Origin of the sequence: Aliiglaciecola sp. SL4, assembly GCF_041538045.1 — a bacterium.
Classification (GTDB): domain Bacteria; phylum Pseudomonadota; class Gammaproteobacteria; order Enterobacterales; family Alteromonadaceae; genus Aliiglaciecola.
Window position 1 is genome coordinate 340,272 of record NZ_JBGOSE010000002.1, and the last position, 15,482, is coordinate 355,753.

15 protein-coding genes are annotated in these 15,482 nt (G+C 38.6%); 5 read left to right on the forward strand and 10 right to left on the reverse strand.

Annotation, left to right across the window (positions count from 1 at the left end):
- The first annotated feature begins 69 nt into the window (after window positions 1-69).
- Complete coding sequence (locus tag AB6T38_RS05155; protein WP_372546287.1) at window positions 70-1,077, forward strand: LacI family DNA-binding transcriptional regulator; 1,008 nt, start codon at window positions 70-72, stop codon at window positions 1,075-1,077.
- A gap of 100 nt (window positions 1,078-1,177) precedes the next feature.
- On the opposite strand, the gene AB6T38_RS05160 is transcribed toward AB6T38_RS05155, so the two are convergent.
- Window positions 1,178-2,101, reverse strand: a complete 924-nt coding sequence (locus AB6T38_RS05160) for a DMT family transporter (RefSeq protein ID WP_372546288.1) — start codon at window positions 2,099-2,101, stop codon at window positions 1,178-1,180.
- A gap of 368 nt (window positions 2,102-2,469) precedes the next feature.
- Entirely contained in the window at window positions 2,470-3,321 is an 852-nt protein-coding gene (locus AB6T38_RS05165) for a DUF6279 family lipoprotein (RefSeq protein ID WP_372546289.1), read from the reverse strand.
- A gap of 211 nt (window positions 3,322-3,532) precedes the next feature.
- On the opposite strand from AB6T38_RS05165, the gene AB6T38_RS05170 reads away from it, so the two are divergent.
- Entirely contained in the window at window positions 3,533-4,531 is a 999-nt protein-coding gene (locus tag AB6T38_RS05170) for a 6-phosphofructokinase (protein ID WP_372546290.1), read from the forward strand.
- Between the two features lie 92 nt (window positions 4,532-4,623).
- On the opposite strand, the gene AB6T38_RS05175 is transcribed toward AB6T38_RS05170, so the two are convergent.
- The 4 genes from AB6T38_RS05175 to AB6T38_RS05190 all read right to left on the reverse strand — a co-directional run bounded on the left by AB6T38_RS05175 (window position 4,624) and on the right by AB6T38_RS05190 (window position 8,001).
- Window positions 4,624-5,448: a LytR/AlgR family response regulator transcription factor gene (locus AB6T38_RS05175; RefSeq protein WP_372546291.1), complete on the reverse strand. Its 825-nt coding sequence runs from the start codon at window positions 5,446-5,448 to the stop codon at window positions 4,624-4,626.
- Window positions 5,438-6,517 carry a sensor histidine kinase gene (locus AB6T38_RS05180; protein ID WP_372546292.1) on the reverse strand — a complete coding sequence of 360 codons (1,080 nt, stop codon included), beginning with the start codon at window positions 6,515-6,517 and terminating at the stop codon, window positions 5,438-5,440. Before AB6T38_RS05180 ends, AB6T38_RS05175 begins: the two co-directional genes overlap by 11 nt.
- A 220-nt stretch (window positions 6,518-6,737) precedes the next feature.
- Window positions 6,738-7,199 (reverse strand): DUF962 domain-containing protein, encoded by a 462-nt coding sequence (locus AB6T38_RS05185; protein WP_372546293.1) that lies wholly within the window; start codon window positions 7,197-7,199, stop codon window positions 6,738-6,740.
- Window positions 7,200-7,320: 121 nt separating this feature from the next.
- Window positions 7,321-8,001 (reverse strand): PilZ domain-containing protein, encoded by a 681-nt coding sequence (locus tag AB6T38_RS05190; protein ID WP_372546294.1) that lies wholly within the window; start codon window positions 7,999-8,001, stop codon window positions 7,321-7,323.
- A gap of 257 nt (window positions 8,002-8,258) precedes the next feature.
- On the opposite strand from AB6T38_RS05190, the gene AB6T38_RS05195 reads away from it, so the two are divergent.
- Window positions 8,259-10,046, forward strand: a complete 1,788-nt coding sequence (locus AB6T38_RS05195) for a M61 family metallopeptidase (protein ID WP_372546295.1) — start codon at window positions 8,259-8,261, stop codon at window positions 10,044-10,046.
- Between the two features lie 242 nt (window positions 10,047-10,288).
- Here AB6T38_RS05195 and AB6T38_RS05200 read toward each other — a convergent pair whose 3' ends face one another.
- The 4 genes from AB6T38_RS05200 to yejK all read right to left on the reverse strand — a co-directional run bounded on the left by AB6T38_RS05200 (window position 10,289) and on the right by yejK (window position 13,602).
- The gene (locus AB6T38_RS05200; RefSeq protein ID WP_372546296.1) at window positions 10,289-10,690 is read right to left on the reverse strand and encodes a hypothetical protein; all 402 of its coding nucleotides are present in this window, start codon (window positions 10,688-10,690) and stop codon (window positions 10,289-10,291) included.
- An 80-nt stretch (window positions 10,691-10,770) separates the two neighbouring features.
- On the reverse strand, window positions 10,771-11,583 hold the full coding sequence (locus AB6T38_RS05205; protein ID WP_372546297.1) for a M23 family metallopeptidase: 813 nt from the start codon (window positions 11,581-11,583) through the stop codon (window positions 10,771-10,773).
- On the reverse strand, window positions 11,576-12,451 hold the full coding sequence (locus AB6T38_RS05210) for a 6-carboxytetrahydropterin synthase (RefSeq protein ID WP_372546298.1): 876 nt from the start codon (window positions 12,449-12,451) through the stop codon (window positions 11,576-11,578). Before AB6T38_RS05210 ends, AB6T38_RS05205 begins: the two co-directional genes overlap by 8 nt.
- A gap of 101 nt (window positions 12,452-12,552) precedes the next feature.
- A complete protein-coding gene (gene yejK / locus AB6T38_RS05215) occupies window positions 12,553-13,602 on the reverse strand; it encodes a nucleoid-associated protein YejK (RefSeq protein ID WP_372546299.1) in 1,050 nt (349 codons plus the stop codon).
- Between the two features lie 121 nt (window positions 13,603-13,723).
- Here yejK and AB6T38_RS05220 point away from each other — a divergent pair, with 121 nt between their 5' ends.
- Window positions 13,724-13,948: a DUF1414 domain-containing protein gene (locus tag AB6T38_RS05220; protein WP_372546300.1), complete on the forward strand. Its 225-nt coding sequence runs from the start codon at window positions 13,724-13,726 to the stop codon at window positions 13,946-13,948.
- Complete coding sequence (locus tag AB6T38_RS05225; RefSeq protein ID WP_372546301.1) at window positions 13,949-15,481, forward strand: DUF3413 domain-containing protein; 1,533 nt, start codon at window positions 13,949-13,951, stop codon at window positions 15,479-15,481.
- Window position 15,482 lies beyond the last annotated feature (1 nt).

A 15,482-nucleotide genomic window follows, 5' to 3' on the forward strand; every position in this document is an offset into this window, starting at 1 on the left:
TGATTAAGTTAACATGTTGTTGCAAAATGTCAATATCCATACCTTTCGTACTTTTAAAGAAATAATTAAATGGCAAAAACAAAACTTATCGACGTGGCTGAGCGCGCTGGGGTATCAAATAGTACCGTTTCTCAATATTTGAATGGGCGTTTTGATTACATGTCGGAAAAAACTAAAGAGCGGATTAAACAAGCCATTAGCGATCTGGATTATGTTCCCAACCCAATTGCTCGCAGCCTTAAAATGAATAAAACCAAAACCATTGGCGTGATTGTGAGGGATATAACCGGTTTTTATACCAGCCGCACTATAAGAGGCATTGACGACTTCTGTAAAAACAGTGAGTACAACTTATTAATTTACAACACTGATGTGGATCCAAAAGTTGAAGCGAAATCCTTGGAAACCCTCAATCAGTTACGAGTCGATGGGATTATTATCGCCTCGTCAGGACAAAATACTGATTTAATCAATAAATACAGTGAAAATGGTTTACCCATTGTCCACTTCCAACTCGAACATGATGGTAATGAAAAAAATATTATTATTTCCGACTACCGAAAGGCCGCGTTTGAAGCTACTGAGTACCTAATTCAATTAGGACACAAACGGATTTGTTTTGTCACACAAGACTTTAAACAGGTGAAATCGCGTAAAGATCGATTTCTAGGCTATTCCGATGCCCTACAAAAACATGGCATCCCTATGGATAAACAGCTGATTAAATATTGGCACCGTGAGACAGGATTTGAACAATCCCCCGTCGACTTCTTGCAATCAGACAATCCCCCAACGGTATTTTTCACCCAACATTTGGCCATCACCACTGAGTTATTATCTAAGTTAAATACAGCAAATATAGTGATCCCCGACGATGTTTCTTTATTAGGGTTTGATGACATTCCCATGGCGGAATATTTTAAAGTGCCGATTACGGTTATCACCCAAAATCCCTATGAAATAGGCCGACAAGCTACCATGTTATTGCTCAATAATATCAACAGTAAAGTGCCCTCTTCTGAAAAGTTCTTGATCCCATGCTCTTTGATAAAACGTTCATCTTGTAAGGAAATTTAATGATTGAGCCTATGCACTAAACATTCGCTATTAAGAGCTAGCTATAGGCTAACGACGCGATAGAGGCATTCAAATACTTTCATTGGGAAAATGCGTGTGACTACACCACGGGCTTGATAACTTTACGTTTGGCCAACGCTGTGGTCATGGAGCCACCCACAACACACACCGCTCCTAAAAGGACAAACTCATTAAGTTTTATTAAACTAAACTGTTCTGGCAGCAGTTGCTGTGCAATCACCACACTTATAAATGTAAACACCGGTCCAGTTGCAATCACCGCACTGACTTTAGCAGCGCTCCAAACATTTAATGCTTCGGTAAAACAGCCATAAGCAATTACAGTATTTAAACAACAAAACAGCAAAGCAAACCACTGTAATTGAGTTAAATCTGTTAGCGCAGATAGATGAATAAAAGGTGTAAGTGCAAAGATACCGATAAAGTAAATAAGTAAGGTTAATTGTTTGGCGGTAAACGACCTTAGTAGGACTTTTTGCATGAGCGCGTATGCAACCCAAGTTACAGCAGCCAGTACCACTAATAAAATACCTGAGTTATACGAATTAATTGATGAAAACAACAAGCTTAAATTGGGACTAAAAAACAGCCACAAACCAACAAATAATGTGACAGCTCCAATAATTTCAAGGTGATTAAGGTGCTCTTTATAAAACACGATGCCACCTAGCATCAATAGAATAGGTGCGATTTGCATCACCACTTGCACCGTTTCTGGATTGACATAATCTAGGCTTTTTACATTAGAAACGTAGTTCACCACTAAGGCTAATGCTGCAATAAGCAATATAAACTGTGCTCTAGGCAGTTGTTTTAAAATATTCGGTAACGCATTTTGACTGGACAACAAAACAAACACCACGAGCCCTGCGAATAAAAAACGTATCCACGTAATTGTCATACTATCGAGGGCTTGTAGACATATCTGCAAAAATACCGGCAAAATGCCCCACAGAACAGCGGTTATCAAAGATAGAAAAAATCCGTTTAACCTAAATTTCATGCTTTCATTACCGCTGACTATTTTTTTCGAATTTTTATTCCGCTATTTAACCGTATTATCGTTAAGAATTACAGTTATTTAGGCCGATTAATAGTTTATCGAAAAGTCGAAAGCAAAGGTACTAGGCTAGCCCGGATAAACCGTTAAATTGCCCGTAGTGCCAGATACAGCATACTCTTCATCTAATGCATTATTAACTTAATATTATAATTCAAGCATTAAGGGCTTGATGTAAACAAGGTAAAGCTTAGGAACAAGATAGAGGGTTAATTCAAAGAAGAAAAAAGCTGGATAGATTAAACACCTAAGATAGCTTTTATACTGAGTTAGGAAGGTAATCAACAATCCAAATTAGACTATATAAATGACTAATCGTCGATTAGGTCATCTATATCATCAATTAAATCATCTAGCTCATTTAAAATATGTTTGGTTTGCTTTTCACTAAAAGTTGTTTGTAACTCTAGAAGTAATTGAATATACATTTTACGATTATGTTCACTGGCTTGCTGGTATTCTGGAGTTTTAAATAACACAGGGTGCTGAAACATGTAATCGACTTCTTCTGCATAGTTGCTTACGTCGTGACGAGACAGCATAATATTTTTAACAGAAGCTTGAAAGTTACGACGGTAGTCTATCCACCCTTCAAAAGTAGGCAGAAATTTAACCGTATATTCGGCAATCAAATCTTTTTGCGATTTCGATAGTTTACCCACCCATTTTTTAATTTGATCTTGGGTATCTTCAATGGCGTTCTCCCAGCGCTCTTCTGCAGATTTTTTATTGCGCTTTTGTTCTTTTTTTTGATTCTCTTTTTCTAAGGCGTCAAACATTTCTTGTATCTGAGTGTCATTGAGATGGATGGAAAGTTCAGCTAACTCTGGACTAATTTGATTTCTGAACCTTGTCCAATGGTCGCTTCCTCGTTGTATATGCTTAGACCATTGCTGCGCAGTTAAATTACCATTTTTCAGATCCGCTTTAAGATCCGCTAAATGCTGACGGTAAGTAACTAACTCTTCTTGGCGGTGCCATTTCAACCATTTTTCAACTTTTTCATCTAACAAGACTTTTTGAGATTTATCTAAATCGACATAGTCGTCCACATACCAATACATCATCCAATCAATATTGTTATAGGCAAACTTCGACGTGCAGCCACCAAGCAATAGTATTGCAGCTAAACAGACACTGACAAATAAAGGTGTAAACTTCATAAAATTAATCTCTTATTACTCTTAATACTATTCATATATTGAACATCATTGCCTACAAGACCAAGTGAGGCAATAACAATACATTAATTATTACAGTTTTAAACAATTACCCTATTTATAGGCTTGAATGCTCAAATCTTTATAGTTTCTCGTATAACGGCTATGTTTAACAAAGAGTTATCAATTTTTGTTCAACCAAGGGGGAAAATACATGCGTAAGATTGCGCTTCTCACGTCAGGCGGCGATGCGCCGGGAATGAATGCTTGTATCCGCGCGATAGTGTTAACAAGCTTGCGTTATGGTTTAGAGGTTTATGGCTATCGCCATGGTTATAATGGTTTACTTGAGCAGGAATATTTAAATCTGCGTTCGAAAAACATTCAAAATATTATTCAGCGCGGCGGCACTATTTTAAACAGTGCGAGGTGTCTAAGTTTTAAATCAGATGATGCCCCAAAGATGGCGGCAAAAAACTTGGATGCACTGGGTATTGAGGCGCTTTTAGTCATTGGAGGTGATGGTTCATTTCGTGGTGCAAAACACCTCACTGAGTTTTGGTCTGGTCAAGTTATTGGAATTCCCGGCACTATCGACAATGATGTAAATGGCACAGACGCAACTATAGGCTACTACACAGCGATTGAAACCGCGTTAGATTCAATTGATAAAGTTAGAGATACCGCTGATGCCTTTGAGCGTATTTTCCTTATTGAAGTAATGGGACGTCACGCTGGCTTTATTGGACTAAATGCTGCGATTGCCTCTGCTGCAGATCATATTTTACTACCAGAAATATCTCGTAGTTGCGACCATGAATTAGAAAATTTAGTTGAACATATCGAGGCGGTAAAAAAGCGCAGAGGAAATTCCAGTTACATCGTAGTGGTAACGGAAAACCTATGGCCAGATGGCATCACTAACCTTGCTGAAATTCTCACTGAAAAAACTCAGATTGATTGCCGTCCGGTGATCCTAGGTTATATCCAAAGAGGCGGCTCTCCAGTATCTCAAGACAGAGTTTTAGCAACCAAACTGGGAGCCTTTGCTGTTGAAATGGCACTTGAAGGTAAATCTGGTGTCATGGTAGGTGAAATAAATCAACGATTAGTTTGCAATGACATACAGACCAGCTGGCAAAAGAACAAAAGCTTGGATCCATACTTAGTAAGGATCCAACAAGATTTATTCGATATATTAAAACGTCCTTAGTGACGTTACCGTTTTTAAGCTTAGCCACATTTTATCATGGGAATGAGACGGCTATTTACATAATAGAAATTGATTAGTAAAAATAGAGGGCTTTACACCCTTATCATTTCTTTCACTTTATCTCTGTGGCTGCGGCTTACTTTCAACTCAGTATCATTACTAAGTACAAGATGATATTCACCGCTAACATGACTTACCATTTTAGTGACATATTGAATATTGACAATGGCTGAACGATGAGCTCTAACAAATTTTCGAGGATCTAACTCTACTTCTAGCTCTTTCATTGTCCGACGCATAATGTGAGTGCCATCGAGTGCATGAACACACATGTAGTCCCCTGCTGCATCAATCCATTGAATATCATCAACGGCAACCCGAGTGACTTCAGATCCATCTTTAATCGCCAGTATCGACGGATAACGTTTGTTATCTAAACTCTCACCTGATGCCAAACGTTGTAAAATATCTTCGCAATCATCCCCGGTGAACTCCGCCACTAACTTAGCGAGCTTTATTTTTTGCTCACCTTCGGTGGTTTGACCGAATACCGCAGTTACCTTTTCAATTGCTACTCGCAAGCGTTTTTCATCGATGGGTTTTAAAACGTAATCTAACGCATGGATATCAAAGGCTTTAATAGCATAGCTATCATAAGCGGTAACAAACACAATAATGGGAATAGGTTGCTGTAATTCCCTTAGTTTATTAATCACTTGAAAGCCGTTCAGTCCAGGCATTTGTATGTCGAGGAAAACCAAATCAGGACGTAATTGAGGAATGACAGAAACAGCTTCTAGACCATTTTGACATTCTCCTAATACTTCAATATTGTCAAATTCTTGCAACCTTACCGCCAAACCCTTTCTAGCCAAAGGCTCATCATCAACAATCAACGCTTTAATTTTAGTTTTCACCTTCATTCACCTCAAAAGGAATTCGAATGCTCACTTTTAAACCGGTTGGATGATTGTGAGATACGACGTAAGAAAAGTTATTGGAATACAAGGAGTTAAGCCTTTCTTGAATATTAGGCAGTCCAACACCATTGCTTCTGTTTAGCTGGCCATTTTCAATATCCGCACCAGGGCCATTGTCACTGACTTCAAGCATTAAATCTCGCCCGAAAGATTTAGCAACCACTTTTATTTTACCGCCTTTTTCCATTTTGGAAATAGCATACTTAATGGCATTTTCAATTATAGGTTGCAATATAAGGCTAGGCACCAAGGCATCCTTGCAATCATCTGCGATATCCCACTCAACCTCTAAACGCTCGTCAAAGCGTACTTTTTCAATTTCTAAATACAACTCTAACGCTTGTATCTCATGCTTAAGAGAAATCTTTTTAATGGGGTCTTTATCAAGAGAATAGCGTAGGAAATCACTTAAGCGACTGACCATAGCCTCAGCGGTTTTATTGTCTTTAACCAAAATTAGTGTACTAATGGCATTCAATGTATTGAACAAAAAATGAGGGTTAAGTTGATACCTAAGCATTTTCAAATGCGCTTGATGGGCCATTGTTGACGCTTTGAGGGCATTTTGCTTTTCTTTTTGTAGCATTTGGAAGTTCTTAATCCCAAAATACAAACCACTCCAACACACCACCATGATCAGCGAATTGATAGTATTAGTAAAATACATAAACCAAGCATCAGGTCGATAGCCATGCTTATAAATTTCCCAATAATTAATATTCTTTAAAACCGCCCAGAATAAAGCGATGAAATATGCACTGGCTGCTACTGTCAGTAGCATTTTCCAAGCACTTTGTTGGTGAGCCCAACGATAAATGTAGCGAAGAGGTATAGTTAACAGCCAACCCGCCATAGCATTAAGGACTATAACAAGTATCCAAATTCCGCGCACATCATGCAAGAATGAACCAATATAATAAACTATCGCGAAACCAAACCACCCTCCAGTATGTAGGGTCCAAAATAGTCTTTCACGATTTTCATATAGTTTTTGCCAATTGAACAATAGTCGCTCTCAAGTGAACAAGTTAAGCCCTGAGTATACGCCTGCTTAATCCAAAAAACTCGTTATTAATCCCAACCTTAGTTAGGTTTGTCGCAAAGGCGACAGATTAACCATAAAACTGGATTGGGTTATATTTTGTTGAAAAAACAAAATTGACTTTGCGCTGTACACTTTCTTAGGTTGTAGCCAGAGCCTTACTTAAGTAAGACTCTAACTTCATTCAATATTGAATATTAAATCGCTTTAACCAATGAACCCACCACCATGCTGGACCCACTAATAAAAACTGTAAATCTTTGAAAAATGATGGCTTTTTACCTTCAACTTTATGTCCAACAAATTGTAAAATCCACATAATAGCGAATAATGCTAAGCTAAATTGCCACACCGAAATATTCAAATAAACTAACAACCTCACGCCACCAAAGCAAAGAATGGTAAGCAAGGTCATGGCTGCACCAATTGGTCCTGACAACTTAAAGTAATACCAAAGCACGGGAATGGAAATCACATGGGCCCAAGTGATATCGAAATGATTCAAAAATTCAGGGGTTGGAATAGACCAAATCAGTGCAAAAGTCACAAAGTAAATGGCTGGTACAGCAACCCCGTGTATAAGAATATTAGTTTTATTTTTATGACTTTCGCCATATTCGTTTAATAACATTTCGACTCTGCGCATAAATACCTCTTAAATGGAGCGTTAGCTCTGCACAATATAAATTATTTTTAATTATTAATTGTGATGCTACCTAATTAGGAGTTATCCCCACGACAACGCCTATAATGTTGCTTAGCATAGATTACGCTATCATCAACTGATGTAGCAAACCTTCTACAACTTTCTCAGATGCTTCAAATTGAACACCTAAATAAAATCGAATCTCATCCACTTTTTGATTCATAACTATACCCGTTAATTCGGATATTTTTCCATCGGGATTTTTAATGGCTAACGTAATATGACTTTTTATGGCTAACTTTTGTTTAACCAATTGACGATCAACAGACACTCGACATCCGCTTGAAGATAGGTCCACAATTAGACCATCAAATAACATCACATCGGTTTCCGTCTCAACCACGGTAACATGTACATGGGCCTGTGCTCGCTGTTCGCTTCTTAACGCATGACATTGAAGTGAAACGGGGAATGTAGTAAATATGAAACGTGCAGGACTGCTAACTATGACACTAATTTTAACTTTGAATGCAACCACTTCTCCAGCGTCTTCTTCATGAATATAGCGCACCACTAAAACAGCATCAGGATATATCACGTCACCTAAATCCCCCCAACGAGATTCATCAGGAAACTTAATGATTAAAAAACGATTACCGTCCATCCCCACAAATTCTGTCTTAATCCTTGAGACTCCAGATGTAGCCATAATTTGCAGATCCAAAGCTAACCCAGGACGCATAGCACGCAACTTCCGCAAATCTTGCTGAGATAAGCCCGCCTTTTCCTGCACTATTGCCACTTGTCTGAATTCTCCTAAAGGTTAACAGTAGATTATCACTGAAGTCATAAATCCCTATGAATTGTATTTTTTTATCATTTAAACTACAACTCTACAACTTTTAACTTCCCTATCAGAGAATAATATCAATGCGTTACCTTGATTTAGACTTAACTCAACACTGGCTATCGGTTATGCTTGAACCCTATCATTTCGCCATTTACTAAGAGTAAACTGGCGGTCAATTCACATCATTACAGTTTAAATAGAGCACAACTTTGCAAACACCTGAACAAGTTCATTACGCCGTTACAGTTGACTCCATAGCCGGTCACACATTTAAAGTCATTCAAACTATCAATATTTCTGGCAAGCTAGATATCAAGTTCAAACTCCCCGCTTGGATCCCAGGCAGTTATATGATCCGTGATTTTGCCAAGAACATTGTGTCACTCAAAGCCTATGATGATAATCAAAACAGTTTGCATATAGAAAAGCTAGATAAACAAACTTGGCAAGTTACCGCGGGGACTGGCAAGGTTCATATTGAAAGTATTGTTTATGCGTTTGATTTGTCGGTGAGAAGTGCCTACATATGCGATGAATATGCATTTTTTAATGGCACTAGTGTTTTCTTCGAAGTTGAGGGCTACTGTGGCCCATGCAGTGTCAATGTTAGCCTGCCCGAAACGAAGGCAGAGACCTGGTCAATTGCAACGGCCATGTCGCAAACTCAAACCAACAAAGTAACTCAGTCTTTTAAAGCCGATAATTACCAAACTTTAATTGATCATCCGGTTATTTTAGGTGAACTAGATATTGCCCGTTTCTCCGTTAAAAATGTGGAGTTTGAGTTTATTTTAACCGGTTCTCACCAAGCTGATATGGCAAGGATCTGCGCAGACCTACCGAAAATTTGTGAGCACCATTTAAAACTTTTTGACAAAAACACGCCAATAGATCGTTATCTATTTATTACGTTACTGTGTGGATCAGGATTTGGAGGCTTAGAGCACAGCCACTCGACAATATTACAATTCCCGCGTAATCAACTCCCCACAAAAGCGCAGCAACATAAAATGCCAGACGGCTATCGCACGTTTTTAAGTTTATGCAGTCACGAATTATTCCATACTTGGCATGTTAAACGAACAAAGCCGGCGGAGTTTATTAATTTAGATTTAAGTAAAGAAACCTATTCAGAGCAATTATGGATTTACGAAGGCTTTACCAGTTATGTGGATGATTTGAGCTTGTTGCGCTGCGAATTAATTGACGTAGCTAGCTATTTTGAAGTCTTGGGTCAAACCTTAACGCGACTCAAACGTAACCCAGGTTATGCAAAACAAACGGTGACTGAGTCTAGTTATGACGCTTGGACTCGTTTTTATCAGCAAGATGCCAGTGCCGCTAACAACATAGTCAGTTACTATGCTAAGGGAGCTGAAATCGCCCTGTGCTTAGATTTATTAATCCGTAAAGAGTCCAATCACAGGCACACAATTTTTGACCTGTTAAAATTACTTTGGCAAAAATTTGGGTCAGTTAATTTGGGCACTCAAAACGACTCAATTCAACGGATATTGAAAGAAGACTTAAATCTTGATTTGGATAGTTTTCTAGATACAGCTTTGTATCACACCTTCCCTCTACCAACTAAGGAATTGCTAGCAGAGTTTGGTGTTGATATGCAGTTAAGAACACGGAAAGACGCCAGTGACAAAGGGGGAAAACCAGCAGATGAATCCCTTACTCTTGATTTTGGTGCTACTTTTGACGCTGCTGCAACGGGCATTTTAATACAACAAGTTTTAGAAGGTTCAGCAGCATATGCAGCGGGTTTACAGGTTAAAGACAACCTGATTGCTATCGAACAATGGCAAATAAACAAAGATACATTTTTCAGTACCCTAGAGAATTATCGAGATCAGACTATAGTAAAATTGTTTGTGTTTCGCGACGGCAAGTTAAAAACCTTTGAGATGCCAATTTTACCGGCATCCAAAGACACTGTTTACTTAACTACCTCTAATCAACAAAAACAAACTCTGTGGCTAAACTCTTAGCACAACCATGCAATAACGGTGTTTAGATCCATTAACACCGTGATTGATCTAAGCACTTAGCAGCTCGAGGTAAATTTAGCGCAAGTAAATTTACCTCGAGCGTACTTACCATGGATGAATATGTCTTACGTTTGCCTTTAATGAATTTATCCTGTCTGCATTTTCCTTGGAGAGCTTTACTTGTCACTCCCCAACATAAAAATTGTTTACAGATTTAAGTGCCAATTTCGGTTAGGTTTAAACTACCAATAACCGCCATTCTTATTAACAATGGCTGAGAGCATAAATCCGATTGTAGCACTGCAAAACAGCAAGCCGATTAAAAAGAATGGTGTAAATTTAGCGATGGCAAAACGTATGTTTCGTCTCTCTATACTGTCAATAACTTCATCTAAATCAGATTCGTCGTAGTGGTAACGATTAACAATATAACGGGAGGAATCTCCCACCTCGGTAAAGTAAAAATGGTACTTATCTAATAACTCTCTTAACCGAACAGGATCCATTTTAGTTTGTTGCAATACATCTTCGAAAGCGACGCCGTTTGGTTCAAAACCGTCCAACACTCGATGTATTTTTACCACCTCAGAGGCTTTCATGGGTTTAATGCCAATAATTGTACTCATGTCTAAATCGTATTTCATCGCAGAAACCTTTGTTTATGACTCAATACAAAATATATCACCAAATCCAGATAGCCATGGTACAGTTTTTAACAAAGAATTTAATCAGCGTTTCTTGCAGGAACAAGAAACGCAGGATCAACTCGTTGATTCTGCCAATTCATTCGCCAATCTAAATGTGCACCTGTTACACGCCCAGTAGCCCCTATTTCTGCTACCAACTGACCTTGCTTTACTGTCTCGCCCACTTCTACATGACCGGCATGTAAATGCAGAAACGTAGAGGAAACGCCATGACCATGGTCGATAATCATAGTGCCACCTGAATAATACATATCAGGTACCCAAAGGGTAACTATACCATCGGCGGGAGCATAAACAGGTGTTCCTGTTGGTGCGGCAACATCAATTCCAAAATGAGGTCTTTTAGGCTGACCATTTAACACCCGTTGACTGCCGTATACGCCGCTTATGGGTCCTTCTGCAGGCCAAATAAAGGTTTGCATAAAGTCGGTACGCGAGTCACGGAGGGCCCGTGCTTTAGCCACTTGTTGGTTATCTAAGCGAATTCTAGCCAATACATCTTCAGGAGGAGTGACCATTTTAGGTGGTAACCCTTCAATCCGTTGAATATCGTATTCACGCTTTTTCAAAATGACATCTTGACGTTGTTTAGGTTGATCTGGTGCCTGCCAACTAAGTTCATGTTTTAGCTCGGCGTCACGACCAAAACCAAATACAAAATAGCCCTGCTCAGATACCTCCAATGCTTTGCCATCCAACCACACTTGGCTACCTTCAGGTGCTTTTCCGCGTATTAGTGCCCCTTGAGAAAACTCTCCTTGCAGTTCAACTGCTAGGCTATTCAAGCTCACCAATAAACTAAGAAAAGTAACAAATAAGATTTTAAGCATAAGCAATGGCTCCTTTTCCAACCCCTTCAAATGCAAGCACTTTGAAGTTACTTTGTGAACGTTGTTGTTTTAATTCTAACGCCATAAATTGAGCTAGACATTCCACTGTGGAGTCGGTGTTTACAATGTCACATTCAGATTTAGGAATCGCCAGTGAAAATTCACCTTGAGATGATTCATAATTAAAGAAAAAGTGCGTGGTGATATCTTCTACGTACTCAGATAAAACACTTTGTTGGCCGTCGATAATGTCTTCTTCACTGCCAATGTATATATCTTGCCAACGTTTGGCCCAATATTCCTGCCAATCTAAATTCAATTTATCGTTTTCATACACCACAACTTTAGAACGGTGTCCATGAGCAATACGCTGACAGTTACCATCATGTTTTTTTAGGCCATGTGTATAATGATAAAACGGAGTATTGATCACTTCGGGACGCAAGATTAATTCGATTCCATCAACATTACTCGGAAGATGCGTGGCAATCACCTCTTTTAAGTATTGGCCGACAGACTCGATATCAACTTCTGTTGAATAAACAAACGCATAAGCTTCAGCCGGACACAAAAGGTGAATGGACTTGCCATCTGTTCGCAGAAAATCCACTTTTACCTCACCGCTATTGGCATCACGCTTAATCTTGCTAAATGCATGTTCCGCCGGCACAAGTAATTTGTGATCGACATATTCGTCGATAAGAAATTTGAGTTCTTTTTTCACTTTTCCGAAGTCGAGAACCATGCTTTCTTCGTTGAGTTCACCATCTAAGACCACATCCACAATCCAACTTTCACCAACCATCCCTCTTTGTGCACAAAGGTAGGAAAAGTCCATTACGGTTAAGTCGTTGACAAAAAGCTGCATAGTGTAAAGTAGTCCTGTAATTTTAATCTAGAAAATAAACGTTTAAAGATGAGCAAGTATATCGCATTCAGATAACAACGGCATGTTTGTATTAGACAAACCTAGCTGTTATTTCGAGTTAACTGATCTTTTAAATTAGGCGGAATGCCTTTAATTAATAAGGTGTCTGAATTTGAATCATATTGCACACGATCACCATATAATGCTCGGTCAAAACTCAAGCTAATACCGCCACCTTGACCACTAAACTTAGCCAAGGTTTTTAATGCACTGCGATCAGCTTGGAACGATGATTCTAAAGGCGTTTCCGCTTGTTGATTAAAGTCTACAAAATTCCGCCCCTCTTCTTGAGGCAAGCTTTGTGATAACTCTTCAATTTGAATGTCATCCCCTTGTTCCAATTTAGCCTTATAATAATCAGACACAATTTGGCGGGTTTGATGTTGTTCTTCTTTATCTAATTGTTCAGAGGCAATAAACTCATCTACTGTTTTCAGCAGTTGTTTATTTTGCTGTTTAATATCCACAAGCTCTTCACAACCAATAAAGTGCATAAAGAAATCAGACACTTTTCTGCCCATTCGACCTTTAATAAAACTAATATAACGATTTTGTTCAGGTTGAATTTTTAATTGAGTTAAATCAATTCTTACCGCCAGTTGCATTTTTGCAAGATCAAGATGATCGCTGTAAGTTAATTCTAACCCTTCGGTGATTTCAACGTGTTGTTTGGTATTTAACAACGCGATCATCAAATACTCGGTGGCTAAAAATTCATAGTGACTAAAGATTACAAAGCCGGTCTCCACCGTCGCCATCTCTAGCATACTTTTTTTGAGCTTTTCACAACTGGCAACACTGAAATCAATAAAGGTGTCAGGCTGGGCAATCATCGCTAATAACTCAGTGCGGAACGCATCGTTCCCTTTAACTGCATCTTCATCAGCTGGATCATCAGTTTGAGACTGTTGATCAATAAAACTTCCGACCCCTTTACCTGGCTTTTGATTGAACACTTGATTGATTTGCTGTGCCAGTGTTTCAATATCAGGCGTAACGTCAAAACAGGTGCTTTTGGGAACAACCGTTAATTCTTGTTGTTCATTTATACCTAATTGATGTACCACAAAGTGTTGAATAACAGCGCTCATGAAAATCTAACCTTCTAAAGTGATAAAAAATAAAAAAACCGACCATTGAATAAACAGCACCTAGTTACTATCTGTTCGAATACTTGTTACTATTTACCTAAATCGGTTTAAAGGTTCAAACATGCCGCAACAATCCAAATATTCAGACGCTCAATTTGAAGCGCTAATGAATGACATAGTATTTGCTCTTGAAAAAAATCAAGCAAACAGAGATTTATCTTTAATGGCGTTGGGAAATGTAATCACCAACATCTTTTTGCATCAAGTAAACGATAACCAGCGCGAAAAAATGGCCGCTCAGTTTACACAAATCTTGATGAAAAGTATCAATGGAAAACAAAAATAAATGATACTCTCAGAAACACCCCGCCGCATAATGTTAACCAAGTTAGTCTCTTGGGGTCACTGGTTTACTCTTACCAATATTGTCGTCGCTTTAGTGATCGCTGGAATTTACGTTTTTGCGTCACCTTTACCTGACTCATTGTTGGGAATTACCTTTTTGTTAGTTAATTGGGTTAGTCACATTGGCTTCTTAACTTTTTTCGCGTTTGTAATTTTAGTCTTACCCCTTATTTATGCGTTTCCTAAATCACGCTTTATACGAGGGGCGGCATCTACTATTGCAGCTTTGGGCTTGGCCCTCTTAGCTTTTGATGCCTTGTTATATACAAAATATGGCTTACATCTTAACTTTGGCTCTGCTGATTTAATTAAAAGCGAAACCCAGCCTGTTATCAATGCATTTGGATGGCAGCAATGGGGATTTTTGTTATTGCTATTTGTCGTATGGTTATCATTCCAACTGATACTCGCGAACGCATTATGGAAACGAGTTGAACGATTACAAAAATTTCGATTAGGAGCTCCTATTAGCAGTTTATTTGTCGCCTGTTTTGTATGTAGTCACGCGTTGCATATTTGGGCTGACGCAAACTTATATCAACCTATAGTTAAACAAGATAACTTGTTCCCCCTATCCTACCCAGCTACGGCTAAAGCACTGATGTCGAAGTACGGTTTATTGGATATAGAAAACTATAAACAGCGTAAAGCACTGCAATTTGATCGCAGCGTTCATGGAATTAACTACCCAGTAAAACCTGTTTACTGCAGCATAAACACTAACAAGCGTTTTGTTTTACTTATTCAAACCGATAATACAGATTTAAAATTACAGAACTCCTCGCTAACAGCATACAACAATCATTATGATTTGAGTTCTAACCAGCATTCTTCTCAATTTTCGAGTCTGTTTGGTTTACCTGAAATTTATACATCTGAATTAGCGAATAAAACTCCGTTAATGTTAGAACTTCCGCAAAAGCTAGGATTACCTGTTTATTTATATTCTGATTTATCTTTGGAAAATGCCAAATTAGCAGCGTTAAATTCAGACTTTAAAACCTTTTTCCAAGCAAGTATTTCTGATAAACCGAAATTAGCAGTGGGCTTTGTTAGTGCTGAAAATATTCAACAATTGATAGCATCAGGTGTATTGGATAATAATCAAGTAATTATCTCTAAGCTTGCGTCTAATCGTGATGATATTCAGCAAGTACCTTTGTATGCAAACTTCTCTCTTAACGAAACCCTGTCTAGTCACTTAGATTTTCCGGCCACCGTGTTAGAAAATTTAGGCTGCAAAGCACTTTCCGACGATTATTCCATTGGACAGCCAATGCAAAACCCTCGTCGCAATTGGGTGGTAGACACGAAAGGCAGTAAAGTCATTGTGATGCAAAAGGACAATCGCATTGAAGTATTGGCCAATGGTAGCTACAAGATCTTCGACCGCCAGACAGGTGAAGAAAGTATTGATAGTTTGAACACAGGTTTGTTAAGTCAGGCAATTAAACATTTAATGCACTTTTATTAAG